Source organism: Bradyrhizobium sp. 170, assembly GCF_023101085.1.
Classification (GTDB): domain Bacteria; phylum Pseudomonadota; class Alphaproteobacteria; order Rhizobiales; family Xanthobacteraceae; genus Bradyrhizobium.
Map to the genome: position 1 here is coordinate 2,937,762 of NZ_CP064703.1, position 24,711 is coordinate 2,962,472.

Consider the following 24,711-nt stretch of genomic DNA (forward strand, 5'->3'; position numbering starts at 1 on the left):
AGACGATGCGTTACTCCAAAGACCATGGGCAACAGACCCGCAGGCGGATCGTCGAGAATGCTTCCTATGGGTTGCGTGAGAACGGTGCCGACGGTTTAAGTGTGGTCGACTTGATGAAGCTCGTCGATCTGACACATGGCAGCTTCTATGCCTACTTCAAGTCCCGCGACGCTTTGGTCGTTGAGGCACTCGCCTTGGCCATGGATCGAACCGTCGTCCATTGGCTGGATCTCACGGAGGGATTGCCCGCGGAGAAAGGATTCGACGCAGTCGTCGAGTCCTATCTGAGCCCCCGCCATCGCAACAATGCGGCACGCGGTTGTGCGCTTCCGGCTTTAGCCGCGGATATCGGACGTTCAGGCCCGGAGGCGCGGCGTACCTTTGCTGGCAGGCTCGAGAAAATGATCGATGTCATCGCCCGTTTGATCCCGAGGAGATCGTCAACGGATGCGCGGCAGGCCGCAGCCGGCGCAATCGCGACCATGGTCGGCTCCATCGTGCTTGCGCGTGCGGCCGGCGACAGGCAGCTGTCTGACGCCCTTCTGAAGGCCGGTCGGCAGGCCCTGCGCAATCAGACAGCAAGCGCCAGCGCGGAAGCGAGTGCAGTAGACCAGATCTGAATTCGAGAGGAGGCGACCGTGACTGAACACGTGAAAACCGAAGTGGCCGCGGGCATCATGACATTGACGTTGAGCCGCGCCGACAAGAAGAATGCTCTGAGCAACGCCATGTACAGTGCCATGTCCGATGGGCTGGAGCGGGCGGAGCAGGACCCGGCCATACGCGTCGTACTGTTCCAGGCAGACGGCGACAGCTTTACGGCCGGAAACGATCTCGCGGATTTCAGTGCCCAAGCCAATGGCAAGGACGCGGGTGAAAGCCAGGCCTTCCGGTTCATCAACAATCTCGGCAAGGCAACCCGCCCGCTTATCGCCGCAGTCCAAGGCAATGCGGTGGGCGTCGGCACCACGATGCTATTGCATTGCGATCTTGTTTTTCTTGCCGACACCGCGAGGTTGATGACGCCGTTCGTGAACCTGGCGCTGGTTCCAGAGGCGGCCTCGAGCTGGTTGCTGCCTGCGCGGATCGGGCACGTCCGCGCGTACGCGATGTTTGCGCTGGGCGAGCCACTCGATGCCAGCGCCGCATTGACCTGTGGTTTGGCCAATGCCGTGGTGCCGGCCGCAGAGTTGCGAGCCAGGGCTTGGCAAGCCGCTGAAGCTCTGACCCAGCGGCCCGCGGGCTCGCTCAGCCACACCAAGGCTCTCATGCGCGACATGGAGAGGATCACCGCGCAAATGAGCCGTGAAAGCGCCCTGTTCCGCGAGCGATTGCAGACCGGAGAAGCGCGCGAGGCGTTCGCGGCGTTTGCCGAACGTCGTAAGCCGGACTTTTCGAAACTAACGGTTGGCTGACACGCTGCAACGGATGCGGCGAAGGGAAAGCTCAACGTGAGAATCGCGATCCGTTAGGATCGACTGTCATTCGGGAGGCGTCTCAGCGTGGATACCGAAAACGTTCACTACTACGAGCCATCCAAGGGGCATGGACTTCGACATAACCCTTCAACGCGATCATTGCGCCCCGTCCCATTGGCTGGATTTCGTCGCGAAACGCGAAGGGGCAACTCAACCTTGCACCCTACAGCTTTTTCAATGCGTTCAATTATGACCCGCCGATCCTGGGCTTTGCATCCATTTCCTGGAAAGACAGCGTCCAGAACGTGTCGGAGACGCGCGAGTTCGTCTGGAACCTGGTGACCAGGGAATTGGGCGAACAGATGAACAAGACGGCGGCTCCGCTGGCACACGGTGTAAGTGAATTCGAAAGCGCAGGATTGACGGCGGCGCCCAGCCGCCATGTCAGCGTCCCGCGGGTGCGCGAAAGCCGCGCGGCGATGGAATGCAAGGTTACCGAGGTCGTCCAGTTCAAGAACTGGAAGGGCGAGACGGTCCAGGGATGGCTTGTTCTCGGCGAGGTCGTCGCGGTTTACATCGACAAAACCCTCATCAAGGACGGCGTTTATCAGACCGCGCTCGCCAACCCGATCCTTCGAGCTGGACGGGGCGGGATTACGTCGAAGTAACTGAGGACCGAATGTTCGAAATGGATCGCCCGCGCGGCAGCAGCCATCCTTCTTTCCATGGCTCCTAGGTAACTCAGCGCTCCTTCGAGCGGGTCGCATGACGTATCAGACGTCTTTCCGAGCGAATCCTGCTTCGTGAGATCATAGCTTGCAAAATGCAAGTTATGATTTATGCTGCCGTGGTTAGGATAAGGGATCATCTGGCTTGGGAGGCGCGCCTTGAAACTAGCTACCTATCGATCAAGCGGTCAAAATAAGGTCGCGCTAGTTCATGCCGCCGACGGCTGGTTGTTTGATCTTGCTTCCGCATCGCAGCGCGCCGGCAAGCCAAATCCGGCGTTCAACTCGATGCTTGACCTTGTGGACCAGGGCGACGCTGCGCTCGACGAAGCATCCAATTTGTTTGATCGCTACGGGAAAGATCAGGACCTGTGGACCGCGGTCGCGGAAACCGAAGTTCTTGCCCCGTTGCCGGAGCCGCGCCAGATGCGCGACGGCATGTCGTTTCCGGTGCATATCGTTCAAGGCCCGATTGGACATCTCAAACTAACGGCGCGAAAGGCCGGCGATGCGGCGGAGCTCGCGCGCCTGCAGGCGGCGCCGCTGCCCGAGCTGCCCGAAGTCTATCGCAAGCAACCGATCTACTACATTACCAACCGCTTTAGCGTGAGGGGCCCCAATACGACGGTCAAATGGCCCCGTTACAGTCAGGTCATGGACTACGAATTGGAATTCGGAATCGTGACCAAGAACAGGGGTTTAAACATTCCGGCAGCGAAGGCGCGCGACCACATATTCGGCTACACGATCTTCAACGATTTTTCCGCGCGCGATGCCCAGCGCATAGAGATGGAAGGCCGATTGGGACCCGCCAAAGGCAAGAGCTTCGATGGCGGCAACGTGCTTGGGCCCTGGATCGTGACGCCCGACGAAATCGGCGACCCCTACAGCCTCAAGATGCAAGCGCGCGTCAACGGCGAGGTTCGTTCGCAGGGCACGAGCGAAGGCATGTTGTTTTCCTTCGAAGAGATCATCGCCCACATCACCCGGGATGAGACGTTGATGCCGGGTGAGTTCATCGGCTCCGGTACCGTGGGCAATGGCTGCGGCCTCGAACTTGGCTGGTATCTCGAGCACGGGGATAGCATCGAGCTCGAGGTCGAGAAGATCGGCGTCTTGAAAAATCGGGTCGAGCGCCAAGACATTTGATCCACAAGCAATTACAGCTTGCAAAATGCAAGTCATCATGTAGGTTGCGTTTATCGCTTAAAAATGCGGTCGCGAGAGCCGCCGGCAAACAGGAGGCAGCTTTGTCCGAGAATGCGTTTGTGACGCGCGAACAGCGCGGCAATATCTCCGTTTTGACAATGGTTTATCGGCCGCACAACTTGCTCGGCCCCAAACTCCTCAACGCGATCGTGGAGCAGGTCGAGGCAGCGCAAAAGGCGGGCAGCCGCGCCATCGTCATCCGTAGCGGACTTCGCCATTTCTCCGCCGGCGCAGATCTGGATATATTCGAGAAGCGGGTGGAAGCAGACAGCGCAGATCAGGCTGGTGAAAATCGGCAGCTGAACGGCGCCGAATTCCTGCGCTTCATGGAACTGCTGCCAATCCCGCTAATCGCCAGTGTTCATGGCGTTTGCCTGGGGGGCGGTCTCGAGCTTGCGCTATCGTGCGATTACATCATCGCGGCCTCATCGGCGAAGATCGGATCGGTCGAAGCGACGCTTGGGCTTCATCCGTTGCTCGGCGGAATCCAGCGGCAAGTGCAGCGGATCGGTGCGCAGCGCGCCAAGGAGATGTCGATGCTGGCGCGGCGCTACGATGCGCCGACGCTGGAGAAGTGGGGATTGATCAATCTCACTGTCCCGGAAGAGTCGCTGGAGACGGCGACCATGGCCATCGCGGAGGAGTTTGCGCAGGGACCGACGGTGGCGCATGCCGCGACCAAGGAGCTCGCGCATATCGCTGTCAACCAGGGTGTGGTGGCCGCGGACGAGGCGATGGCAAGAGTACAGGCGCCGATTTGGGCGTCGGAAGACCTCAAGACCGGTCTTGCGTCATTCCGCAAGAACGGCCCCGGTCTCGCCAAGTTCGCGGGGCGCTGACATGAGTGGCCCCTTGAGTGGAATCCGTGTCGTCGATTTCTCCCGTGTGCTGGCTGGTCCGCTGTGTGCACGGACCTTGCAGGACCTCGGCGCGGAAGTCATCAAGATCGAACCGCCAAGCCCCGACGTTTCGCGCTTGGCGTTTCCATCGACCGACGGCATGTCGGGCTACTACGCCCAGCAAAATGCTGGCAAGCGCAACGTTAGCATCAACCTCAATATCCCCGGCGCCCGTGAGCTGGTGCTGGAGCTCTGCGACACCGCCGATATCGTCGTCGAAAATTTCCGCGCCGGGACTCTGGCTTTCTTCGGCCTTGATTACGAGACACTGTCCAAACGCAACCCGCGTCTGGTCTACGCGTCGATCACCGGCTATGGCCAGGGCGGTCCGTGGCGCAGCCGGATGGCCTATGCCCCGACCGTGCAGGCTGAGGCTGGTTTTACCGAAAACAGTGTTCGTCACTATGGCAGCGCACTGACGGAGCCGCGCACCGACAGCCTGTCGCACGCCGACGTCTACACTGGATTGCAGGCCGTCATCGCTATCCTCGCGGCCCTCAACAGCCGCCAGAAGACCGGACGGGGCCAGTATATCGACGTTGCGATGGCGGCGACGCTGCTCGCCGTCAACGAACGCGCACATGTCGATCTCTCCGATGACGATATCGGGGCGGAGCCCGCGGTGCTCGGAGCAACCGATTGCCCGTTCTTTACGGGGCCGCAAGGGGAGAAGTTCACGGTTGCGACCAGCATCATCGGAAGCGGGACCTTTCCGTCGTGGCTGCGCGCCATGCGCCGCGTCGATCTGATGGGCGATCCACGGTTCTCCACCGCCGCCGCGCGCCGGTTGAATTTCAGCGTGCTGCATCGGATCATCCAGTCCTGGATCCTGACCTTTCCGGATATGGCGACCCTCGACGCCCAGTTCGACGAAGCCAAAATCGCCATGGGCGAGATCCGGTCGATCAAGGAGCTCACGGCATCGGAATGGAGCGATTACTGGGGCGCCGTGCAACGCGTCCCTGACCGCAGCGGCGGCGAGTATCGACTGCCCGGCCGGCCGTGGCGTTTTTCGGCAGAAGAATTGACGCCAATTGGCATGCCTGCCTTTCAGGGTGAGCACAATTACGAGGTCTTCAGTGAACTCGGCTTGAGCGACGCAGAACTGAAACGCCTGACCGAAGCGGGCGTGCTCGTATCGCATCGACGCGCACTACAGCCCGAGATCGTCGCCAAGCCGGAGGCCGAGCCGGGGCAGGCCGCCTGATTGACCAAACGCCGAAAGGCGCACTGGACATGCACGAATCTCGCTCAATATGGTATGAGCTGAGTTCGGAGTTGAAAAGCTATGTCCAGTGTGAAGCAAAGCCGTCTTGCGAACAAGGAATGCTCCATGGCGCGCGCCATGGAAGTCGTCGGCGATCGCTGGTCCATCCTGATCCTGCGCGAGGCCTACTATGGTGTGAAACGCTTCGACGAGTTCGAATACTATGTCGGGATCGCTCCCAACATCTTGAGCACCCGGCTGAAGAAATTCGTTGATGCCGGCGTGATGACGCGGGTGCCGCTCCCCGAACACGCCGGTCGATACGAGTATGTTCTGACCGAGAAAGGGCGCGATTTCTTTCCGGCCTATCTCGCGCTGAAGAAATGGGGTGACGACTGGCTGGCTGAGCCAGCCGGGCCGCAGGTCGTGTTCCGAGACCGCACTGCCGGGCGCCCGATCGAATATCCGGAATTGCGAACGAGCGGTGGCAAGCGGTTGCGGCTCGAGGACGTCGAGATCGTTGCCGGCGCAGGTGCTGTTCCGTTCAATCGAAAGCGATTTGGCGGCGATGCCGCCGATCGTGCTGCGGCTGGCCCCAAGGCTCCCGTCTCACGACGAAAGCGCAAGTAGCCCCCGCGTGGTCTCGATCCGGATTAGATTGGCGCGGTATTCCGCTGACGCGTAACGGTCCGAGAGGCACTCGTTGGTCTCGCTCAGCAATTTTGCTGCCTGGTCGATGTTGTCCCGCGAAAGCGACTTGCCCGTCAGGAAATCGGCTGCGTGCTGGCCGGCGAACGCGTGGTTCGCTGCGCCGGTGACGCCAATGGAAACATCGGCAACCACGCCTTGTTGCAGTAGCACTCCTACTGCGATTCCTACGACGGCAAAGCCGCTCGCGGGGTGCCGGATCTTTCGGTAGCTGAAGCGCGTGCCGGCCTTCGGACGCGGGATATGGATGCTGGCGAGAATTTCGTCCGGTTCCAGCAACGTCGAAAAGATATCGACGAAGAAGTCCTGTGCCGGCACCCTTCGGAGCCCATCCGAACCTGCGATCTCGATCTCCGCCCGCAAGGCCACCATAACCGCCGGCCAGTCGGCCGCGGGATCGGCGTTCGCGAGCGAGCCGCCGATCGTGCCGCGGTTACGTACCTGGGGATCGGCAATGAGGCATGCCGCCTGGCGAAAGATCGGCAACTCGCCGTACAGCGGCTCGGAAGCAAACAGTTCGGCATGCGTCGTTAATGCACCGATCCTGACGCTTGATTCGCTGATTTCGATTCCCTTGAGCTCGGCGATGCCTCCGATATCGATCAGGAGTTCGGGCGACGCCAGCCGCAACTTCAGCGCCGGCAGTAGCGTATGGCCACCAGCGAGGAGCTTTGCTCCGTCGGGATCGTCCCTAAGCAGATCGATCGCCTGGGCAAGCGAAGATGCGCGGACATAATCGAAGGCTGCGGGGATCATTGCGAGGCTCCCGTGCGTGCTTTTTGCACTGCCGCCCAGACGCGAGGCGGCGTCAGCGGCATGTCCAGATGTTTGATACCGAACGGTGACAACGCATTGAGCACGGCGTGAACCATGCAAGGCGGGGCGGCGATCGAGCCGCTCTCGCCGATGCCTTTCACGCCGATCGGGTTGGTGGGCGAGGGCGTTTCCTGGAACAGCGATCGGATGTTCGGCACATGTTCGGCGCGCGGAACGGCATAGTCGAGCAGCGAGCCAGTCAGAAGCTGTCCATTGTCCGGATCGTAGCTGACCTCTTCATAGAGCGCCTGCGCGATGCCTTGCACGACACCGCCGTGGATCTGGCCGGCAGCGAGCAGGGGATTGATCAGCGTGCCGACGTCATCCACGGCAACATAATCGAGGATGTCGACGATCCCGGTCTCCGGATCGACCTCGACATAGGCGAGATGGATGCCCGACGGCGAACCCATACCCGTCGGATCATAGAACACCGTTTCGTCCAGGCCCGGCGCAACGCCGTCAGGCAGCTTGTGCCCGACATAGGCCATGCGGGCTACGCTTGAGAACGTCACCGAGGCGATATCGGTGCCGGGCACGCTGAATTTGCCGGCGGAATAGGAAACGTCCTTCTCGTCCACTTCCAGCATGCCCGCCGCGATTTTCTTCGCCTTGGCGAGAATACGCTGCGAGGACACGTGCACGCTGGATCCACCGACCGCCATCGAACGGGAATTGAAGGTGCCGTGGCCGGCCTGAACCTGGCGCGTGTCACCTTGCACGATGTCGATGTTCTCAATCGGAATCTGCAGCACGTCTGCAGCGATCTGCGACAGCGACGTGATATGGCCTTGTCCCTGGCTCATTGAGCCCGAATAGATCGTGGCCCGCCCGCTGGAATCGATGCTGACCCGCGCGCTTTCCCAGCCGCCGCGGTCAAATCCGCTCATGGCCAACCGACGCGATGGTGCCATGCCGCACATATGCGTATAGGCGGCGACGCCAACGCCGCGATAAATTCCGCTTTCGCGCAAGGCTTCGCATTCGCTGCGGCGTCCCTCATAATCGAAAGCCGCGAGCGCCTTGTCCAGCAGTCCCTGATAGTTGCCGCTGTCGTACATCACGCCCATGCTGCCGTAGGGCCGATAGGGAAAATCTGCCGGCTGAACGAAATTTCTTCGCCGTACCTCGACCTGGTCGAGCTTGAGGTGGCGCGCCACTGCATCGATCGCGCGCTCGGCAATATAGGCGCCTTCCGGCCGGCCGTAGCCGCGATAAGCGTCGACCGGCACGGTATTGGTGACGACAACGCGGGAAATTGCTTCGTAATTGTCGATCTTGTAGGTGCCGGTGCCGAAGTTGATGGTGTTCACGGTTGGGCCACCACTTGCCATGTTGGAGAGATAAGCGCCCACGTTGCCGAGCGTCGCTACCTTCAGGCCGACGATAGTGCCGTCGTTCTTGAAGGCGACTTCAATATTCTCGGTATGGGCACGACCATGGCTGGTTGATTGATGGCTCTCGGAGCGGCTCTCCCACCACTTGACTGGAACGCCGAGTTCGCGAGCGAGATAGGGGCAGAGCAAGTCCTCCGGGTACAGATGCATCTTGGCGCCGAAGCCGCCTCCGATATCAGGTGCCACTACGCGCAATTGATGCTCGGGAATCCCGACCGTTTCCGCGATCCAGCGCCGGTGCATGTGGGGAACCTGGCTGCCGATATAGACCGTCATCGTGCCGTCCGGTTCCGGCGAGGCAACGATCGCGCGCGTTTCCATGCAGGTAGGGATCAGACGGTTGTTGACGACGCGCAGGCTGATGACATGATCGGCCTCGCCGGCGGCCTTCTGATAGTCGCCGCCGCGCACCTTGTAGATTGTGGTGATGTTGCCGGGCACGTTATCATGGAGCTGCGGCGCGTCTTCCTGGATCGCGACTTCTTCGTCGGTCACCGCGGGCAGCACTTTGTAATCGACCTCGATCAGACCGATCGCATCGTAGGCTTTGGCCAGCGTCTCCGCCACCACCAGCGCCACGCACTCGCCGACAAAGCGAACGCGATCGGTTGCGATCACCGGACGGAATGGCACCTTGCTGCCGGGAATGATCCAGTTCGGCACGATCGGTAAAATCCTGCCGACGAGCGCCTTGCCGGACAAGACGAGGCGAACACCCGGGGCGACTTTAGCGCCCGACAGATCGACACTTCTGATCTCGGCGTGGGCGTGTGGCGACCGCAGGATCGCCATATGCAGCATATCCGGCAACCTGACATCATCGACGTATCGGCCCTTGCCGGCGAGAAGCTTGAGATCTTCACGTCGCCTGAGCGGCTGGCCGATGTGGGGGGCAGCGGTCGTAACGTTCATGGCTGATCGCCTTTCGATGCCAGGCTTTCGACGGCGCGGACAATGTTGTGATAGCCGGTGCAGCGGCAGATGTTGCCGGCAAGGCCGTGGCGAATCTCGTGTTCGCTCGGATCGGGCTGATCCTTCAACAGCTGCCGCACGCTCATCACCATACCCGGCGTGCAGAAGCCGCATTGCAGCGCGTGATGCTCATGGAATGCCGCCTGAACGGGGCTGAGTTCGGCGCCAGTATCAGTCAGGCCTTCGATCGTCGTGATCGACGCACCGTCGGCCATAACGGCCAGTACGGTGCAGGATTTTACCGCTTTTCCGTCGATCTCCACGGTGCAGGCGCCGCACTGCGAAGTATCGCACCCCACATGCGTGCCGGTGAGGCCAAGATCCTCCCTGATCAGATGGACCAGCAACCGTCGCGCCTCGACCATCACGATCTTGCGCGTGCCGTTAACTTCTAGCGTTACCATGTGACGGGTCTGGGGCTCGGGCATTAATCCTCCTGATAACGACGCGTTTGCCTTCACTTCTCTATGAAAGCCGGATGTGGGTTATGTCGATTGCAACCGCAACGCCGTCTTTGATCGCGGTACCGTCAACCTTTCTGCGGTAAGCGCGCCTCTTGGTCGCGATCCTGACTCCGCCGAAATCCCGGTAATCCGAGAGGTAATGCGCTGTTGGAATCCCACCGGTCACGGCGGCGTCGTAATCGAGGCGCGAGATCAGGCCAGCCGAGGTGACGTGAAACACCTGTTCGGAACAATGCGTCGCGATCGAGTCTGGAAATGTCACTTTCAATCGGCGCCGCCTTTCGCCGTGCTCGTCCCACGGCTCGATCTCTTCCGTTTTGACGCCCGGCAGCTGAAAGAGAAACGGGGTATTGAGATAGTTCCAGATCGCGTAACCGCTGAAATAGGCGAGGTGAAGATCGTCCCAGGCCGTCTCGACCGTGTGGCCTTGAAAGGCAGCACGGGGATTTTCGCGGCTCTTGTTGAATTTTCCGTCGGGTGTCTCGATTGCGACCGCCTCGGGTCGATAGACACTGCGCCAATCCGGCTTCGTGAATGGCCGGTAACTGACCCGCTGGCCGTTGGTATCGGCTGTTACGTGAACCTGCTTGAGCGCATCGGGCCAGCCTTTTCTGGCCCATAGCGCACCGGTGATCGACATCTCGCCTTCGATCGTCCTGGCCGTTTTCCATCGAGCGACGCCATGGGCGTCGAGGACAAGGTCGCGCAGTTCGTTCATGCCTCGTGTCCTCCCGTAGCCATCTTATATTAACTCTAATAATAAGAGTGACTAAAAAGCAAGCGAATTTTGCGGGAGATCCAGGACCAGGCCCTTGGATAGCGCTCCCGGCGCGACTACTCTGGTAATAAGAGTTATTCGGAGATTGAGGCGAATGAGGTCGAAGAGCTTTGAGGGAATGGCGTGCTCCATCGCCGGCGTGCTCGACGCCGTCGGCGACCGCTGGGCCGTTCTGATCCTGCGCGATTTGTCGCTGGGATTGAGCAAATATGAAGATCTGAGGAAGTCGACCGGTGTCACCCACGCCACGTTATCCGACCGGCTGAAGCACCTCGAGGAAAATGAACTGATCGAGCGGCGGCAATATCAGACGGGGCCTGATCGCTACGAGTATCTGCTGACCCGAAAGGGCAGGGACACTATTCTGGTAGTTCAGGCGCTTGCCCAGGTAGGGGACAAATGGGCGATTACGGGGAGTGCGGGGCCACCACTCAAATTCATCAACAAGAACAGCGGCCGTCCGGTAAAGCTCGCACTCGTCGATGACAAATCGGGCGAAGTAGTACGCTTAAGGGATGTCCAACCACAGGCCGGCCCAGGCGCTGATGATTTGGTGAGGTGGCGACTGACCAAGTTCAACCAACGATGACTTGGTTTGTTGCCAATCAAGACCCGGTTTCAGACGGTACAGGCCCAGAGCAGCCAGCGAAACGATCGTTAACACAACACCCAGCGCGAACATGGCGTCATGCGACACGGCGGCGGCATCCATACGCCGACCGCGGCGTTCATCAGTTGTCAGAAACCGAGCAGCGCTGAAGCACCTGCATTCTCGCCGAACGGAGAGAGTGCTTGCGCGGTGCCGAGCGGGCTGGGTGGAAGACGGCCTGCTGCGGCCGTTTTTTTCGCCCGGCAATCGAAACGTTGCGAACACGTTCTGACGCCACGCGGATTCAGAGCCGGTCAGCAGACAAGACCAGGCGGCAGTGCCGCTAATCACACGTGAATAGGGCTATCTCGATTTTTTGATCTAGCGCAGCGCACGGGTTACCGGTGAGCATATTGGAACTGACCTTCGTCACGAGCCACAAATAAAAGGCCAGGCGAACATCCACATCTGCCCCTTAGGGAGGGACACCAATGGACTATCGCATCTTGAAGACTGCGGGTTCGTTACTGGCCGCCGGTCTGCTCAGCGCCGCGACCGCGACCGGCGCGATCGCCCAGAAGGCTTATGACGCTGGCGCGAGCGATACCGAAATCAGAATCGGCAACATCATGCCATACAGCGGCCCGGCGTCCGCCTACTCCGTGATCGGCAAGACGTTCTCCGCATATTTCAAAATGGTAAACGAGCAGGGCGGCATCAACGGCCGCAAGATCAACTTCATCAGCTACGACGACGGCTACAGTCCACCGAAAACCGTCGAGCAGACGCGCAAACTCGTCGAGAACGACGAAGTGCTGCTGATGTTCGGCATACTAGGAACGTCGGGCAACTCCGCCATCCACAAGTACCTCAACACGAAGAAGATCCCGCACCTCTTCCTCGCGACCGGGGCTTCGAAGTGGGGGGATCCGCAGAACTTTCCCTGGACGATGGCATTCGTTCCCAACTACCAGAACGAAGCCCGCATCTACGCGCAATACATCTTGAAGAACCATCCGAACGCGAAGATCGGAGTTCTTTATCAGAATGATGACTTCGGCAAAGATTACCTCACCGGCCTGCGCGACGGTCTGGGAGCCAAGGCCTCGATGATCGTATCAGAGGCTCCATTCGAAGTGACGGCGCCGACGGTCGATTCCCAGATCGTTCAGATTAAATCCGCGAATGCCGATGTTCTGCTGACGATCGCAACGCCGAAATTTACGGCGCAGAGCATCAGGAAGGTCGCCGAAGTGGGATGGAAACCCGTTCACATCGTTAGCAACGTTTCAACGTCGGTGAACGGCGTGATAAAGCCGGCCGGCTTCGAAAACGCTCAGGGTGTGTTGAGCGCCGTTTATCTCAAAGACGCAAACGATGCGCAGTGGAAGAACGACCCTGGTATGAAAGAGTGGTCGGGCTTCATGGACAAGTATTTTCCTGACGGCGACAAAAACGATGGATTCACGGTGTACGGCTACGCCGTCGGAAAGACCATGGTCGAAGTGCTCAAGAAATGCGGCGACAATCTCACCCGCGAGAACGTGCTCAAGCAGGCGACAAAACTCGATATCGAGGTCGGACAGTTGCTTCCCGGCATCCGCCTCAAAAGCAGCCCGACCGACTACGACTTGATCAAACAGCTTCAAATGCAGCGATTCCAGGGTAGCAGCTGGGAACTGTTCGGGCCGCTCCTCAGCGCCGAACGCAGCTGACTCGCTCTCCTATTCAGACAACAACAGAACAACAGCTTCCGCTACCCGACCCGAAGCTGATTGAGGTCGAAGACGACGGCATCTTCCTTCCGAAGGCAGGCGGGGCACGCGTGCCGCTCTGGCGGCCGTGGCCGCTTGTTCCCTGTCCCGAGCTAATCGAGACGCGGGTTCAGCGCGTACAGGCCGAGAGCAGCCAGCGAAAAGATAGTCAACACCGCGCCTAGCGCAAACATTGCGTCATGGGACACGGTGGCGGCCATCCATACGCCGGCCGCGGCGTTCATCATTTGCCAGAAGCCGAGCAGCGCTGAAGCCGCACCGGCTTTCTCGCCGAACGGAGAGAGTGCCTGCGCGGTGCCGAGTGGGCTGATAATGGCCATACCAAAGAGGAACACGCACATCGCGCAGAGAAACGGCAAGAAAGTCGGGCTGAACAGCGAGACGAGCAAGATCGCCACGCTGCCGGTGGCCGCTGTCAACAAACCGGCACGGATCGAGCGTTCGAGCCCGTAGCGTGAGGCAAATTTCGTCGCCATCATGCCGGCCGCGAATACGATCAGGACGGTGCCGGCGAAGAACAGACCGAGCTGGATCGGGGTGAATTGAAGTGCTTCGATGAATAAGCGGGGAGCAGCCGAAAAGGTCGAGAACAACCCGCCTATGACCAGGCTGACGGTTGCCGCCGGGACAGCGAAACGACGATCGCTGATCAGGCCGAAATAGGTTTTGGTGATGGCGACTGGATCGAGTGGAATTCGGACCGAATAGTGGGTTTCGCCGAGCACGTTGCGATAGGCAATGGCGCCAATCACAGCGAACGAGGCGACAAGAGCGAATTCGGAGCGCCAGCCAAAGGCTTGATCGAGGGCACCCCCAACCAGCGGCGAGAGCCCGGGAGCCGCCGACATCGCGATCATGATTAGTGCCATCGCGCGTGCCAGCGCCGCGCCACTGAACAAGTCACGGGCGATGGCGCGCGACAGTACCGATGTCGCGCACGCGCCCAAGGCCTGCAAGACCCGGCCGATCAGAAGATTTGGCAGATCGCTTGCCAAACCGCACCAGACACTGCCTGCGAAAAACACCGCAAAGCCGATCAATACCGGCCAGCTTCTTCCGTACCGATCCGAGAGCGGTCCGACCAGGAGCTGACCCAATGCGAACACCGCAAGATAAATTGTGATGGCCGAAGTGACCGCCGCGCTTGTGACGTTTAGCGAAATCGCCATTTGTGGCAGCGAAGGCAGCAGAATGTTGGTCGCGAGCGTTCCCATTGACGCCAGCGCGGCAAGGACCGCAATCTGTAAGGCGCCGGAGGCGGGCGCGTGTGGCAGCGCAGTCTGGTCTGCTTCGCTCAGGTCGGCCATGGGCGCTTTCGTCTATTGAGGGACGTAAATTGTACGATCGGGTGACCTGACAAAACCTGAGTCAGGATCAACTAGGCATCCAACGTCTCCCTAGTTTGCGTTTATTGTCTACATGGAGAGTTGACCGCACCAAGCGGGACGGTTGAAGATCGCGTTCAGATGTGACGCTACAAGACGGCGAGCGGCATATTCGTGCTGCTCGCCGACTATGCTCTATTTGGTCGTTCTGTCAGCGGACGACGCGCTCTATCGCGATAGCGGTAGCCTCACCACCGCCTATGCAAAGCGCGGCGACGCCGCGCTTCAGATTCTGAGCTTCTAGCGCGTGCAACAGAGTCACGATCAATCGCGCGCCGGTAGCGCCGATCGGGTGACCGAGCGCGCAGGCACCGCCATTGACGTTGAGCCTTTCTCTCGCAATGCCGAGATCCTTCTGCGCGGCCATTGCCACCACCGCAAAGGCCTCGTTGATCTCGAATAGGTCGACGTCGCCGACGCTCCAGCCCACCTTATCGAGCAGCTTTTTGATCGCCGGGATCGGTGCCGTCGTGAACCATTGTGGTTCCTGGCTGTGGGTGGCGTGGCCCTTGATCTCGGCCAGCACCGGAAGTCCGTCGCGATCGGCGAGCGAGCGTTTTGCCAGGATGAGCGCCGCAGCGCCATCTGCGTTGGCCGAGGAGGCGGCGGGCGTGATGGTGCCATTGGCTCGGAACGCGGCTTTCAGCCCGGGGATCTTGGCGGGATCGACCTTGAGTGGATGCTCGTCATTGGCAATAGCGCGCGGGCCCGCCTTCTCGGTCAGCGTGATCGGCGCGATTTCGGCCCTGAAGGCGCCGCCCTCGACCGCCTTGCGGGCACGCGTGAGCGTTTCCATGGCGTAGGCGTCCTGGTCCTTGCGGGTGAACTGATAGGCTTCCGCGGTGGCTTCGCCAAAATCGCCCATCGAGCGGCCGGTCTCATAGGCGTCCTCCAGCCCGTCCATCATCATGTGGTCGATGACGCGGTCGTGGCCGGCGCGGTAGCCGCCGCGCGCCTTGGCAAGGAGGTAGGGCGCGTTCGACATGCTCTCCATGCCGCCAGACAGCACGATTGTGGCGGACCCGGCATTGATGATGTCGTGGGCCAGCATGGTTGCCTTCATGCCGGAACCGCAGACCTTGTTGATGGTGGTGGCGCCGGTGGCATCGGGCAGGCCAGCGCCACGCGCGGCTTGGCGGGCGGGTGCCTGGCCCTGTCCGGCCGGCAGCACGTTGCCCATGAACACCTCGTCGATCCGGTCTGGCGCCAATTTGGCCCGTTCCAGCGCCGCGCCGATCACGTGGGAGCCGAGCTTGTGCGCCGTAACCGGTGATAGCTCACCCATGAAACGGCCCAACGGGGTGCGGGTAGCGGAAAGAATGACGACGGGATCAGTGGTGGCGGTCATGGCGGCTTCTCCTGCTGGGTCGCGATCTATTATATGACGATAATCATCTATATATTGAATTGCAATGCAACGCTCGCGTCTCATCTCTAGGGAGGAGCATTCCACGGGTTGGAACCCACTGGATGGCTGTAAGTAAATTCTATTTTGGAATTGACTTATCCGGAATTTCGTCGTAGATGCGATTTAAGCTCCTACAAGGCAGGCAGGGTATCGCTCCGCTTGACTTGGACCTCCGGCCGGCTGCACTGCAGCCGGCCTTTTTCTTTCATGCGTATCGCGGTGGATGATCTACAGTTCATTGTGACCCAGCCGCCGCCGAACTTTGGGGCTTATGTTATAGTTCTAAAATCGTACCTTGATCTACTCCGCTTCAGTGGTAATAGAGCTGGAGCTCGCCGATCAGATGGAGGGGAGGATCATGAGTGTTGCAGATTTTATCCGGAGCGAAGTGACCGCCAACGAGATTCTTTTGTTCATGAAGGGTACGCCAGTCGCGCCGGCTTGCGGATTTTCCGCGCAAGTCGTCCGGATACTCGACCATCTCGGCGTAACGTTCAAATCGCATGACATCTACGAGTCCGAAGAACTGCGGCAAGGTATCAAGGATTATTCGGATTGGCCGACGATCCCTCAACTTTACGTGCGGGGCGAATTCGTCGGCGGTTGTGACATCGTGACGGAGATGTTTCGCTCAGGGGAATTACAGGCGCTGTTACTGAAGGAGCGGGAACGACTGCGATCCTGAGCTCGCTGTCGCCACAGCGAGAGCCCCCGCTTCGCCATCAGGAGGCATTGCAGAGCGGGACAGCGGCTGCTTCGAAGCGACCTTGGATCATGATGCAGGGCGGCTTGCATGAAATCATCGCGGTCCTCTGCAGTCTCTCCTCTCCGGTGAATTGTTACGAGAAGACCGTCGTCACCTCAGATTTCGCGGCCGTTTCGATGCAGTCTTGCCTGATCGCCCCGCCGCAACTCGCCGAGTGGATGAAGCAGCATCCCGCCGAGCGCCTGGCGGCATGGCCATGCGTGATTAGCAAACAGGATGGCAGGGGAGCCTAGGCTAAAGCAGATTCCTCGCTTGAGTTTCGCGGCGTCGAGCCGTGGATCCACCGTCAGCTAACGCCATCCAAGCTGCTTGCCATGCCCACAACGGGGGACACGCGTTATGTCGGATTCGCAATGCTTCTGCACGATCTTGAGAGAGACCACTCGACGACTCACCGCCATCTACGATGAGACATTGGTGGATGTCGGGGTCAACCTCGCGCAATTCAACCTGTTGCAGAGGCTGGAACGGAGCGGACCTTTAGGAATCACCGAGCTCGCTGGGATCACGGATCTGAACCGAACGACTATATCGAGGAACGTGAAGGTGATCGAGCGGAAGGGCTTGGTTGCCTTGGAAGCAGGAGAGGACCGTCGCGAAAGCGTGGTGCTGTTAACGAAGTCAGGTCGCGAGATTCTGACACGGGGTCTTCCGCTTTGGGAAAAGGCGCAGAGTATCGTTGAAGCCAAATTGGGCCGGGCAGGGGCCGATAAATTGCGAAACACGCTACGAACGCTGTGAGTATTTCGTGTTGGCGACCGCCGCCGCGACCAGGAACATCACGATGCTGGTGGTAACGGCAGCCGAGACGAATACCTCGTAGAGCTGCGAACATTAGCTCGCGATAGATGCAGGTCGCGACGAACAGCGAATAGACGGCGACGATGCGGCCAATTCGGCTATAGGTTATTCAATAAGGGAAATGGGCATGGTCGGGTCGACAGTGCGTCAGCGTCGGGGTTGCCATGGAGGCTGATAATGGAACTGCGTCGCTTGAGATACATGTCCGTTCTGGCTGAGGAATTGCACTTCGGAAGGGCCGCAGAACGTCTCGGTATCGCGCAGCCGGCACTCACGCAACATATTCAGGCGCTCGAGCGCGAACTCGGCGTCGAACTCTTCCACCGGACGAAAAGGTCGGTCAAACTCACCGTCGCCGGCCGGGTCACCCTGAACGAGGCGATCAGGACCCTTCAGCAAGCCGAAAAAACCATGCTGGTGGCGCGCCAAGCGGGCCGAGGCGAGCTGGGGCATATCGAAATAGGATATGTGGGGTCGGCCATCTTCACCGGCGTCCTGTCGAAAGCAATTTCCCGGTTTCGCCGAGACAACCCTCTTGTGGAGTTTCGTCTGAACGAGATCGGAATCATTCAGCAATTGGACGACGTCAGCAGTGGGCAGCTTGATCCTTTGAGCGGCGAGGGTAGGTCCCGTCGTGCATGCTGTTACGGGTCGCGGCCATTCTGAACGCGGGAAATTCATCAATGCTGTCAATGGGTGAACGTGGCGCGAAAATTCAGAAGGCTCATTGATTTTAACTCGTGAATTCAGCGGATTTTGATTCCGCCATTCGGAGGTTCGATCCCTCCCGCCCCAGCCAGAATACAAGGTGCCGCGTTTCGTTATGTAAACAGCTCTGTTTCCGGTCGAGTTTTTGGCCGCGTTTGGAAGATAGATTTCACCCGCGCGATGGCACTTTCCGCGCCGCCCCATGTCGATGTCGAACGTCGTGCGCGCCGTGCAAGCAGGCCGGTCATCGATGAAGCGCCGAGAAGCGCATCTGGCAGATGCGTCAGCCCGATTATCCTGCAGGCGACCATGATCTGCTGGACCGCGTCATGATCGATGCGCTGAAGGCCGGTTTACTGGCTGCTGAGGGCCACCGCGTAGTCAATCGATACGCGATGGAAGGGCGTCTGCCGCTGGTGCAATGTCCCGTACTGGAAAAGAATTGGCCCCTGTCGCCGGTCCCGCGTTCACGAGCTTTTTATCCCTTTGTTGCCACCGGTGAGGTGCAAATCCGCGATGGTCTTCCCATCTATGTATGAAATGATGGACGTCATTTGAAAGACATTGTATCCCAGTTTGGAGCCGCACATGGGTGAAGTCATTCGTTTCATTCCGAAATCGGAGCTCGAGCGGGCCCGCCTGGTTCGAGAAGCGCGCGCGATATACGACAGCATCTTCCCGCCGGCCGATGCGATCAGCGAGCAGGGGGACGACAAGACGCCGCTCCATCAGGGTTGATTTTGCTCCGCCGCCGGTGCCCGGCCGGACCCAGCTGTGCCTAAGCCTCCGTCGGATATCGGCCGTCAACACAGTTGAAGAACGTACAAATAGTTCCATAATAAAACTTATTAGCTGCTGCCCGCGAAGGGGAGGGATATTCCCGTCACATCCTGGCTGGGGCAATCGTCGCCACCTCGCGATCTCGGACCCGCAGTTGCAAGCTTTTTTTCTGCCGTGTTTCTGCACACAATTTCGATGAAGATCCTTGAAGTCAGCACCTTAAGCGCCTCATCAGTTCAATGCGGATTGAAGTCGGTCCGTGGCTGCGCGGCGAATCATTCCTAGGAAGGCTTGACTAGTTCTAAAAAAGAACTGTAGCTTGCAAAGAAGACGGCCGAGCAACGGCCGCGGTTTGCAGGATCGCGGCCCCGCCGGGGACGCGCACTCCACTGTTCATAAGAGGAGGACGCTATGCTCAAATATTTCAAGCCGGCTTTCGCGCTGATGCTGTTGGCGCTGGGATCATCCGCATTTGCGGCTGATACTCCGGGAGTGACGCCATCTGAGATAAAGGTCGGCGGCATTTTTCCGTTCAGCGGACCCGCCTCGTCGATCGGGCTCGTCGGACGGGGAATTCTCGCGTACGTGCAATCGATCAACGACCGCGGCGGCATTAACGGCCGGAAGATAAACTACATCGCCTATGATGATGCCTACAGCCCACCCAAGGCGGTGGAGCATGTTCGCAAACTCGTCGAAAGCGACGAGGTTGCCTTCATGTTCAGCCAGCTTGGCACGCCCGGCAATACGGCGGTGGCAAAGTTTTTAATGTCGAAAGGCGTGCCGGCCATCGCCATCGTCTCGGGCTCCAACAAATTCACGAATGTAACGGATTTTCCGCTGACGACGACCAGCCTGGTCAGCTTTGACACTGAGGGAAAGATCTACGCCAAGTTCCTGACCAAGACGCTGCCAAACGCCAAATACGCGATCCTGTATCAAAACGACGATCTCGGAAAAGATTACGTCAATGCCTTCAAGGCGATCCTCAAGGGTGATTTCGACAAGAGGGTGGTAGCGGCCGCCTATGAAATCAGCGATCCGACTGCCGACTCGCAGGTCCTAAACTTGAAAAGCTCCGGTGCCGAGGCGCTGCTTGTGGCCGGGACGCCGAAATTCGCCGCGCAAGCTATCCGCAAGGCTTCGGAAAGCGGCTGGAAGCCGACCATTCTCCTGAATTATCCGTCGAGTTCGGTTGGCGCGACACTGAAACCGGCCGGCCTGGATAAATCGACCGGGGTTATTGTCGGAACCATTACGATGGATCCGACCGACTCGCAGTGGGACAATAACGAGGGAATGAAGAGCTTCCGGGCTTTCATCGACAAGTACATGCCCGGCGTCGACATCGCCGATACCAACTACCTGTTCGGTTACACACAGGGCATGCTGCTTGAACACCTGATCAAGCAATGCGGTAACGACCTGTCCCGCGAAAACATCATCAAGCAGGCAAAGAACCTAAAGGACGTTGTCCTGCCGACGGTGTTGCCTGGCATCAGGATCAACACAAGCGGCAAGATCAACATGAACTATACGCAAATGAGGCTGCAGCGCTGGACCGGGACACGTTGAGACCAGTTCAGCGAGGTTCTCGATGCCGCTTCGGAGTGATGGCAGGCGGAATTTATCAGCCACCGCGAACGATTTGTGTCCATATCAGCGGGAAGAGGGGCGGCAATCATGCCCCTCGATCCGCGCGGGGCTGTGAAACGCGGCTTACTGGGTGCCGTCACGCCGCCTGTCTGCGGGTCTTCGGCTTCGCCTTCTTGTCGAGAGAAACCTTCTCTGAGGGCGGCCGTGCGCCTGGTCCAGGATGGACATGAACTTCCTTGGCCGAAAGCGGCTCGCCGCATTCCGAGCACACCATCACGGGATCGAACATCTTGCCGCACTTGCGGTGCTCATGGAGCAGGGGGCGTCCGCGTTCGTCGACCATATGGGTGTCACCCCAATGCACGAGGGCCATCATGATCGGATAGAGATCGAGGCCCTTTTGCGTCAGGATATATTCGTGGCGCTTGGGCGACTCCTGATATGGAATGCGGCGTAGCACGCCCTGCCGAACCAGCTTTTTCAGCCGCTCTGCGAGCAAATGGCGGGTAATTCCAAGCGCTGACTGAAAACCCTCGAAGCGGCGCGTGCGCAGGAAGCATTCGCGCAGGATCAGAAGCGTCCAGCGGTCGCCGATCACACCGATGGTTCGAGCCATCGAACATGGCTCTTCCTCAAGTTCATCCCATTTCATTCCTGCTCTCCGGTCGTCCGGCGCCTGTTCCGCTCGAATCATCGAGGGAACCGCAAGCCGCTCATACCATTCTAGATAGGTACTAAATTGGAAACAATACCCCGGCGATCCGCTAAAACTAGCAGAATTCAGCATGGATTTGACAGTTCAATTTTAGAACTGTATGAACGAATGGTAGCCAGGGTCAGGCTAGAGGATCACCAAACCTGACCATTCATTCGCTCTACGGGAGGAGCTGACATGCCCCTGAAAGTTGAATTCCTGTTCGATTTCGGCAGCCCGAACGCTTACCTGGCGGAACTGGTCCTTCCGGGAATCGAACGGCGCACCGGCGTGAAATTCGAATATGTCCCGGTTCTGCTCGGCGGCATCTTCAAGGCGACGGGCAACATGTCCCCGTTCGACTCGCTTCGTGGCATCAAGAACAAGCCGGAATACCAGGCGCTGGAGACCCAGCGCTTCATTCGGCGCCATAACGCGACGAAATTTCAACAGAATCCCTTCTTTCCGGTCAACACGCTGATGCTGATGCGCGGCGCCGTCGCGGCCCAGTTCGAAGGCATGTTTGAACCCTATTTCCGCGCGGCCTATCATCATATGTGGGAAGAGCCGAAGAAGATGGATGACCTCGAAACCTTCCGGAAAGCATTCATCTCCTCAGGCATCGATATCGACCGGTTGATTGCGCGTGCGCAGCAGGATGACGTCAAGAAGGGGTTGATCGATCGGACCACCGACGCGGTCAACCGCGGAGCATTCGGCTCGCCGACTTTCTTCGTTGGAAAGGAAATGTTCTTCGGCAAGGACCAGCTCCGCGACGTCGAGGAGTCGATCGTCGAACAGACCAGCCAGCCGGTTTCGAAAACGGCCTAAGATCGGGAATTGAGCGCTGGAAGACAGGCCCCGTATGCTGGGCCTGCCCGACCGAAAGCCAAATTCGCAGTCCGCCCTGTAGCAAAAGTAATAACAAGGGAGAATGTCATGCCCGGTCCGCTCAACGGAGTTCGCGTCCTCGATCTGACAGGCGTGGTGTCGGGCCCGTTCGCGACCATGTTTCTGGCGGATCAGGGAGCCGACGTTCTGAAGATCGAGCCGATCGGCGGCGATATTACCCGGCGCAGCCGCGCCACCATTGACAAGGATGGCGAATTCTCCGCGCTCTTTATCTCTTCAAACCGCGGCAAGCGCTCACTGTCGATCGACGTCAAGAGCGCGGCCGGCCGTGAGGTCCTCGCCAAGCTGGTCGCGCAGGCGGATGTCCTGGTGCAGAATTTCCGGCCCGGCACCATGGAGCGCCTCGGTCTCGGCGTCGATGAGTTGCGTCAACGCCATCCGCGCTTGATCTATGTCTCGATCAGCGGCGTCGGCGAGACCGGCCCGTATGTGAAGAAGCGCGTCTATGATCCGATCATTCAAGGCCTGTCGGGCTTTGCCGATATCCAGTCGCAGCCGGTAACGAACCGTCCGCAGATGATCCGGACCATCGTATGTGACAAGACGACCGCCGTGTTCACCGCGCAGGCGGTGGCGGCGGCGCTTTACGCCCGCGAGAAGACCGGGCAGGGCGATCACATTCAGGTCGCCATGCTGGATGCGATGATTTCATACCTGTGGCCGGAAGGGATGATGCAGTACACGGTGGTGGGAGCCGAAACCACCGCCGCCGATCCTAACGATCGGCCGGATCTCGTGTTCAAGACCAGCGACGGCTACATCACCGCCGGTACCATCTCGGATTCCGAATGGCAGGGGTTCTGCCGGGCCTCCGGCGATCCCGAGCTTGCCAAGGATCCTCGGTTTGCGACGCCTTCGGCGCGCTCGGTCAACGCCACGGCGCGCATCAACAAGATGGCGGAGTATATCAGCCAGCACACCACTGCCGAATGGCTGGAGCGCCTGGACGCCGCTGACGTTCCTTGCGCGCCGATCCTGCGGCGAGGCGAAATCATCCACAATGAACAGGTGATCGCGCGCGATATCATCGCGGAATTCGATCAGCCGAAGGTGGGGCGGGTGCGGCAGCCGAAGCCGGCGGCCCGCTTTGAGATCAATGAAGCCGCGATCGGCGGGCCGGCTCCGCGGGTCGGCGAGCACTCGCGCGACGTGTTGCGGGAGCTGGGTTACGACGACGGCGCCATCGACAAGATGGTCGCCGAGCGCAGCGTGCGCGTGGCGGTCTAACCCAAGACCGTCTCGTGCGAGTGCTAGTCGGTTTCTAAGCTTTCGCCGGCACCGGCGTGATCGGTACCAACGGGGCATTTGCCGCGACGGCTCGCTGAAAGGCCTCCCGTTTCCGGATGCGTTCGAGATAGGGTTGCGCGTTGTCGCAAATGCCGACCCCATAGGCGATGGCCCACTCAAGGCAGGTCGTGAGCAGGATGTCGGCGCTGGTGAACCGCTCGCCCATCAGGAATTGCCGGCCGTCTGCAAGTGCTACTTCGACATGGCGCAACTGCTGGCGGAAATACTCGCCGGCCTGGGCAACGACCTCGGGCGCAATACCGTAGATCGGACCGAGCGCGTCAGCCCGGTGGCGGCGCATCACGTAAAGGCTGGTTGAATCCAGCTCCGCGACGATAAAGAAACACCATTCCAGCCACGCGGCATACTCGCGGGTGGATTCAGGAATCAGCGAGCGTTCCGCCGTGGAATACGTTCGCGACAAGTAAGCAACGATCGCGGCGCTCTCGCCGATGCAGAAGTCGCCGTCCTGCAACAAGGGAATTTTCTGGCGCGGATTGAGCCTGGTGTATTCAGCGGTCTTGGTCTCGCCCGTTCGCGGCCCGATCGGCTTTGTCTCGTAGACCAAGCCCAGTTCGTGCATGGCCCAATGCGGACGAATGGTGCGGCTTGTCCCAACGCCCCACAGGGTCAGGTTTGGTGTCGCGTTCATGTTACCATTTCTCCACGGACGGACGGAGGTCGAGCTCGTGGGTCCAGCCATCCCTGCTTTGCTGGTGGGTGAACCAATAGGCCTCGGCAATGGAAGAGGTCTTGGTCAGGCTATCCGGGGGAATTTCGCTTGCCTCGATCCCTTTTGCTGCCTTCATGCGCTGGTGAATCGCCTCGCTGTCGACGCCGGCGTCGATCAGGAGATGCACGACATGAATATTCTTCGGCCCCAGCTCGCGCGCCATCGCCTGGGCTACTGCTCGAAGTCCGAACTTCGCTGACGAAAATGCCGCAAACCCCTGGCCGCCACGCACGCTGGCTGTCGCACCCGTAAAGAAGATGGTGCCGCGTCCGCGCGGCAGCATCACGCGGGCAGCTTCACGTCCGACCAGGAAGCCGCCATAGCAGGCCAGTTCCCAGGCCTTGAAGAACAGCTTCTCGGTTGTCTCCAGCAATGACTTGTTGACGTTCGATCCCGCGTTGAAGAGGCAGACCTCGATGGCCCCGAACTCTTTCTCGATCCGCGCGAATATGCCTTGGACCTCTGCTTCCTGACGCGCATCGACACTGAACGCGTGAATGTTATGTCCCGCAGATCTCAGCTCGCCCACAAGCCCCTGCGACTTGGACGCATCACGCCTGCAGATGCAAACCGTATAGCCGCCTTTCGCAAAACGCCGGGCGACGGCCGCGCCGATGGCGTCGCCTGCGCCTACAAGTATCGCTACGCCGCGGCTCTCCGCCATTCCGTTTCTCCCATTAA

26 protein-coding genes and 2 pseudogenes are annotated in these 24,711 nt (G+C 59.6%); 18 read left to right on the plus strand and 10 right to left on the minus strand.

All coding sequences use genetic code 11. The annotated features are described in order from the left end of the window. The first annotated feature begins 5 nt into the window (after positions 1-5). The 7 genes and pseudogenes from IVB05_RS13730 to IVB05_RS13760 all read left to right on the plus strand — a co-directional run bounded on the left by IVB05_RS13730 (position 6) and on the right by IVB05_RS13760 (position 6,091). The gene (locus tag IVB05_RS13730) at positions 6-620 is read left to right on the plus strand and encodes a TetR/AcrR family transcriptional regulator (protein WP_247784887.1); all 615 of its coding nucleotides are present in this window, start codon (positions 6-8) and stop codon (positions 618-620) included. Positions 621-638: 18 nt separating this feature from the next. Next, positions 639-1,415, plus strand: a complete 777-nt coding sequence (locus IVB05_RS13735) for an enoyl-CoA hydratase-related protein (protein WP_247784888.1) — start codon at positions 639-641, stop codon at positions 1,413-1,415. Positions 1,416-1,502: 87 nt separating this feature from the next. Beyond that, a pseudogene (locus IVB05_RS13740) lies at positions 1,503-2,154 on the plus strand (flavin reductase family protein). 151 nt (positions 2,155-2,305) lie between these two features. Further along, on the plus strand, positions 2,306-3,295 hold the full coding sequence (locus tag IVB05_RS13745; protein WP_247784889.1) for a fumarylacetoacetate hydrolase family protein: 990 nt from the start codon (positions 2,306-2,308) through the stop codon (positions 3,293-3,295). Further along, a complete protein-coding gene (locus tag IVB05_RS13750) occupies positions 3,292-4,194 on the plus strand; it encodes an enoyl-CoA hydratase/isomerase family protein (RefSeq protein ID WP_247784890.1) in 903 nt (300 codons plus the stop codon). Before IVB05_RS13745 ends, IVB05_RS13750 begins: the two co-directional genes overlap by 4 nt. Positions 4,195-4,207: 13 nt before the next feature. Then, on the plus strand, positions 4,208-5,461 hold the full coding sequence (locus tag IVB05_RS13755) for a CoA transferase (protein ID WP_247784891.1): 1,254 nt from the start codon (positions 4,208-4,210) through the stop codon (positions 5,459-5,461). Positions 5,462-5,587: 126 nt separating this feature from the next. Then, the gene (locus IVB05_RS13760) at positions 5,588-6,091 is read left to right on the plus strand and encodes a helix-turn-helix domain-containing protein (RefSeq protein ID WP_247784892.1); all 504 of its coding nucleotides are present in this window, start codon (positions 5,588-5,590) and stop codon (positions 6,089-6,091) included. On the opposite strand, the gene IVB05_RS13765 is transcribed toward IVB05_RS13760, so the two are convergent. From IVB05_RS13765 to IVB05_RS13780, 4 genes are read right to left on the minus strand one after another with little or no spacing between them, the layout of a single operon-like run. Beyond that, positions 6,071-6,925, minus strand: coding sequence for a xanthine dehydrogenase family protein subunit M (locus IVB05_RS13765; protein WP_247784893.1), 855 nt, complete (start codon positions 6,923-6,925; stop codon positions 6,071-6,073). The two genes, IVB05_RS13760 and IVB05_RS13765, sit on opposite strands and share 21 nt — an antisense overlap. Next, a complete protein-coding gene (locus IVB05_RS13770) occupies positions 6,922-9,294 on the minus strand; it encodes a xanthine dehydrogenase family protein molybdopterin-binding subunit (RefSeq protein ID WP_247784894.1) in 2,373 nt (790 codons plus the stop codon). The genes IVB05_RS13765 and IVB05_RS13770 overlap by 4 nt, the downstream gene beginning before the upstream one ends. Further along, positions 9,291-9,782 (minus strand): (2Fe-2S)-binding protein, encoded by a 492-nt coding sequence (locus tag IVB05_RS13775; protein ID WP_276578747.1) that lies wholly within the window; start codon positions 9,780-9,782, stop codon positions 9,291-9,293. Before IVB05_RS13775 ends, IVB05_RS13770 begins: the two co-directional genes overlap by 4 nt. 37 nt (positions 9,783-9,819) lie before the next feature. Beyond that, complete coding sequence (locus IVB05_RS13780) at positions 9,820-10,536, minus strand: hypothetical protein (RefSeq protein WP_247784895.1); 717 nt, start codon at positions 10,534-10,536, stop codon at positions 9,820-9,822. A gap of 154 nt (positions 10,537-10,690) precedes the next feature. On the opposite strand from IVB05_RS13780, the gene IVB05_RS13785 reads away from it, so the two are divergent. Together IVB05_RS13785 and IVB05_RS13790 are read left to right on the plus strand one after the other, a co-directional pair. Beyond that, a complete protein-coding gene (locus IVB05_RS13785; protein ID WP_247784896.1) occupies positions 10,691-11,185 on the plus strand; it encodes a helix-turn-helix domain-containing protein in 495 nt (164 codons plus the stop codon). A gap of 491 nt (positions 11,186-11,676) precedes the next feature. Next, on the plus strand, positions 11,677-12,900 hold the full coding sequence (locus tag IVB05_RS13790; protein ID WP_247784897.1) for an ABC transporter substrate-binding protein: 1,224 nt from the start codon (positions 11,677-11,679) through the stop codon (positions 12,898-12,900). A gap of 152 nt (positions 12,901-13,052) precedes the next feature. Here IVB05_RS13790 and IVB05_RS13795 read toward each other — a convergent pair whose 3' ends face one another. Further along, positions 13,053-14,267, minus strand: a complete 1,215-nt coding sequence (locus IVB05_RS13795; RefSeq protein WP_247784898.1) for a multidrug effflux MFS transporter — start codon at positions 14,265-14,267, stop codon at positions 13,053-13,055. Between the two features lie 229 nt (positions 14,268-14,496). Next, positions 14,497-15,693: an acetyl-CoA C-acyltransferase gene (locus tag IVB05_RS13800; RefSeq protein ID WP_247784899.1), complete on the minus strand. Its 1,197-nt coding sequence runs from the start codon at positions 15,691-15,693 to the stop codon at positions 14,497-14,499. 418 nt (positions 15,694-16,111) lie between these two features. On the opposite strand from IVB05_RS13800, the gene grxD reads away from it, so the two are divergent. The 3 genes from grxD to IVB05_RS13815 all read left to right on the plus strand — a co-directional run bounded on the left by grxD (position 16,112) and on the right by IVB05_RS13815 (position 17,260). Beyond that, a complete protein-coding gene (grxD, locus tag IVB05_RS13805; RefSeq protein WP_247786689.1) occupies positions 16,112-16,438 on the plus strand; it encodes a Grx4 family monothiol glutaredoxin in 327 nt (108 codons plus the stop codon). A 104-nt stretch (positions 16,439-16,542) separates the two neighbouring features. Continuing rightward, positions 16,543-16,752 carry a hypothetical protein gene (locus IVB05_RS13810; RefSeq protein WP_346771877.1) on the plus strand — a complete coding sequence of 70 codons (210 nt, stop codon included), beginning with the start codon at positions 16,543-16,545 and terminating at the stop codon, positions 16,750-16,752. Between the two features lie 106 nt (positions 16,753-16,858). Beyond that, positions 16,859-17,260, plus strand: a complete 402-nt coding sequence (locus IVB05_RS13815; protein ID WP_247784901.1) for a MarR family winged helix-turn-helix transcriptional regulator — start codon at positions 16,859-16,861, stop codon at positions 17,258-17,260. Positions 17,261-17,275: 15 nt separating this feature from the next. On the opposite strand, the pseudogene IVB05_RS13820 reads toward IVB05_RS13815, so the two are convergent. Continuing rightward, positions 17,276-17,405, minus strand: a pseudogene (locus tag IVB05_RS13820) (TRAP transporter large permease subunit); the annotation flags it as partial. 92 nt (positions 17,406-17,497) lie between these two features. Between IVB05_RS13820 and IVB05_RS13825 the strand changes: the two are divergent. From IVB05_RS13825 to IVB05_RS13840, 4 genes are all read left to right on the plus strand, one after another. Next, positions 17,498-17,986, plus strand: a complete 489-nt coding sequence (locus IVB05_RS13825) for a LysR family transcriptional regulator (protein ID WP_247784902.1) — start codon at positions 17,498-17,500, stop codon at positions 17,984-17,986. A gap of 320 nt (positions 17,987-18,306) precedes the next feature. Next, positions 18,307-18,567, plus strand: a complete 261-nt coding sequence (locus IVB05_RS13830; RefSeq protein ID WP_247784903.1) for a hypothetical protein — start codon at positions 18,307-18,309, stop codon at positions 18,565-18,567. Positions 18,568-18,616: 49 nt separating this feature from the next. Then, entirely contained in the window at positions 18,617-18,766 is a 150-nt protein-coding gene (locus IVB05_RS13835; RefSeq protein ID WP_247784904.1) for a hypothetical protein, read from the plus strand. Positions 18,767-19,219: 453 nt separating this feature from the next. Continuing rightward, positions 19,220-20,383, plus strand: coding sequence for an ABC transporter substrate-binding protein (locus IVB05_RS13840; RefSeq protein ID WP_247784905.1), 1,164 nt, complete (start codon positions 19,220-19,222; stop codon positions 20,381-20,383). Between the two features lie 157 nt (positions 20,384-20,540). On the opposite strand, the gene IVB05_RS13845 is transcribed toward IVB05_RS13840, so the two are convergent. Next, the gene (locus IVB05_RS13845; RefSeq protein ID WP_247784906.1) at positions 20,541-21,056 is read right to left on the minus strand and encodes a helix-turn-helix domain-containing protein; all 516 of its coding nucleotides are present in this window, start codon (positions 21,054-21,056) and stop codon (positions 20,541-20,543) included. Between the two features lie 240 nt (positions 21,057-21,296). Here IVB05_RS13845 and IVB05_RS13850 point away from each other — a divergent pair, with 240 nt between their 5' ends. Then, positions 21,297-21,929, plus strand: a complete 633-nt coding sequence (locus IVB05_RS13850; protein WP_247784907.1) for a 2-hydroxychromene-2-carboxylate isomerase — start codon at positions 21,297-21,299, stop codon at positions 21,927-21,929. Between the two features lie 108 nt (positions 21,930-22,037). Beyond that, positions 22,038-23,237: a CoA transferase gene (locus IVB05_RS13855; protein WP_247784908.1), complete on the plus strand. Its 1,200-nt coding sequence runs from the start codon at positions 22,038-22,040 to the stop codon at positions 23,235-23,237. Positions 23,238-23,271: 34 nt separating this feature from the next. On the opposite strand, the gene IVB05_RS13860 is transcribed toward IVB05_RS13855, so the two are convergent. Continuing rightward, the gene (locus tag IVB05_RS13860) at positions 23,272-23,949 is read right to left on the minus strand and encodes a glutathione S-transferase family protein (protein ID WP_247784909.1); all 678 of its coding nucleotides are present in this window, start codon (positions 23,947-23,949) and stop codon (positions 23,272-23,274) included. Position 23,950: 1 nt separating this feature from the next. Beyond that, positions 23,951-24,694 (minus strand): SDR family NAD(P)-dependent oxidoreductase, encoded by a 744-nt coding sequence (locus IVB05_RS13865; protein ID WP_247784910.1) that lies wholly within the window; start codon positions 24,692-24,694, stop codon positions 23,951-23,953. Between the last annotated feature and the right edge of the window lie 17 nt (positions 24,695-24,711).

Coding starts and splice junctions, on each gene's coding strand:
- IVB05_RS13730 (WP_247784887.1), top strand. CDS start 6: ATGCGTTACTCCAAAGACCATGGGCAACAGACCCGCAGGCGGATCGTC.
- IVB05_RS13760 (WP_247784892.1), top strand. CDS start 5,588: ATGGCGCGCGCCATGGAAGTCGTCGGCGATCGCTGGTCCATCCTGATC.
- IVB05_RS13765 (WP_247784893.1), bottom strand. CDS start 6,925: ATGATCCCCGCAGCCTTCGATTATGTCCGCGCATCTTCGCTTGCCCAG.
- IVB05_RS13770 (WP_247784894.1), bottom strand. CDS start 9,294: ATGAACGTTACGACCGCTGCCCCCCACATCGGCCAGCCGCTCAGGCGA.
- IVB05_RS13775 (WP_276578747.1), bottom strand. CDS start 9,782: ATGCCCGAGCCCCAGACCCGTCACATGGTAACGCTAGAAGTTAACGGC.
- IVB05_RS13780 (WP_247784895.1), bottom strand. CDS start 10,536: ATGAACGAACTGCGCGACCTTGTCCTCGACGCCCATGGCGTCGCTCGA.
- IVB05_RS13785 (WP_247784896.1), top strand. CDS start 10,691: ATGAGGTCGAAGAGCTTTGAGGGAATGGCGTGCTCCATCGCCGGCGTG.
- IVB05_RS13790 (WP_247784897.1), top strand. CDS start 11,677: ATGGACTATCGCATCTTGAAGACTGCGGGTTCGTTACTGGCCGCCGGT.
- IVB05_RS13795 (WP_247784898.1), bottom strand. CDS start 14,267: ATGGCCGACCTGAGCGAAGCAGACCAGACTGCGCTGCCACACGCGCCC.
- IVB05_RS13800 (WP_247784899.1), bottom strand. CDS start 15,693: ATGACCGCCACCACTGATCCCGTCGTCATTCTTTCCGCTACCCGCACC.
- grxD (WP_247786689.1), top strand. CDS start 16,112: ATGAGTGTTGCAGATTTTATCCGGAGCGAAGTGACCGCCAACGAGATT.
- IVB05_RS13815 (WP_247784901.1), top strand. CDS start 16,859: ATGTCGGATTCGCAATGCTTCTGCACGATCTTGAGAGAGACCACTCGA.
- IVB05_RS13825 (WP_247784902.1), top strand. CDS start 17,498: ATGGAACTGCGTCGCTTGAGATACATGTCCGTTCTGGCTGAGGAATTG.
- IVB05_RS13830 (WP_247784903.1), top strand. CDS start 18,307: ATGCGTCAGCCCGATTATCCTGCAGGCGACCATGATCTGCTGGACCGC.
- IVB05_RS13835 (WP_247784904.1), top strand. CDS start 18,617: ATGGGTGAAGTCATTCGTTTCATTCCGAAATCGGAGCTCGAGCGGGCC.
- IVB05_RS13840 (WP_247784905.1), top strand. CDS start 19,220: ATGCTCAAATATTTCAAGCCGGCTTTCGCGCTGATGCTGTTGGCGCTG.
- IVB05_RS13845 (WP_247784906.1), bottom strand. CDS start 21,056: ATGAAATGGGATGAACTTGAGGAAGAGCCATGTTCGATGGCTCGAACC.
- IVB05_RS13850 (WP_247784907.1), top strand. CDS start 21,297: ATGCCCCTGAAAGTTGAATTCCTGTTCGATTTCGGCAGCCCGAACGCT.
- IVB05_RS13855 (WP_247784908.1), top strand. CDS start 22,038: ATGCCCGGTCCGCTCAACGGAGTTCGCGTCCTCGATCTGACAGGCGTG.
- IVB05_RS13860 (WP_247784909.1), bottom strand. CDS start 23,949: ATGAACGCGACACCAAACCTGACCCTGTGGGGCGTTGGGACAAGCCGC.
- IVB05_RS13865 (WP_247784910.1), bottom strand. CDS start 24,694: ATGGCGGAGAGCCGCGGCGTAGCGATACTTGTAGGCGCAGGCGACGCC.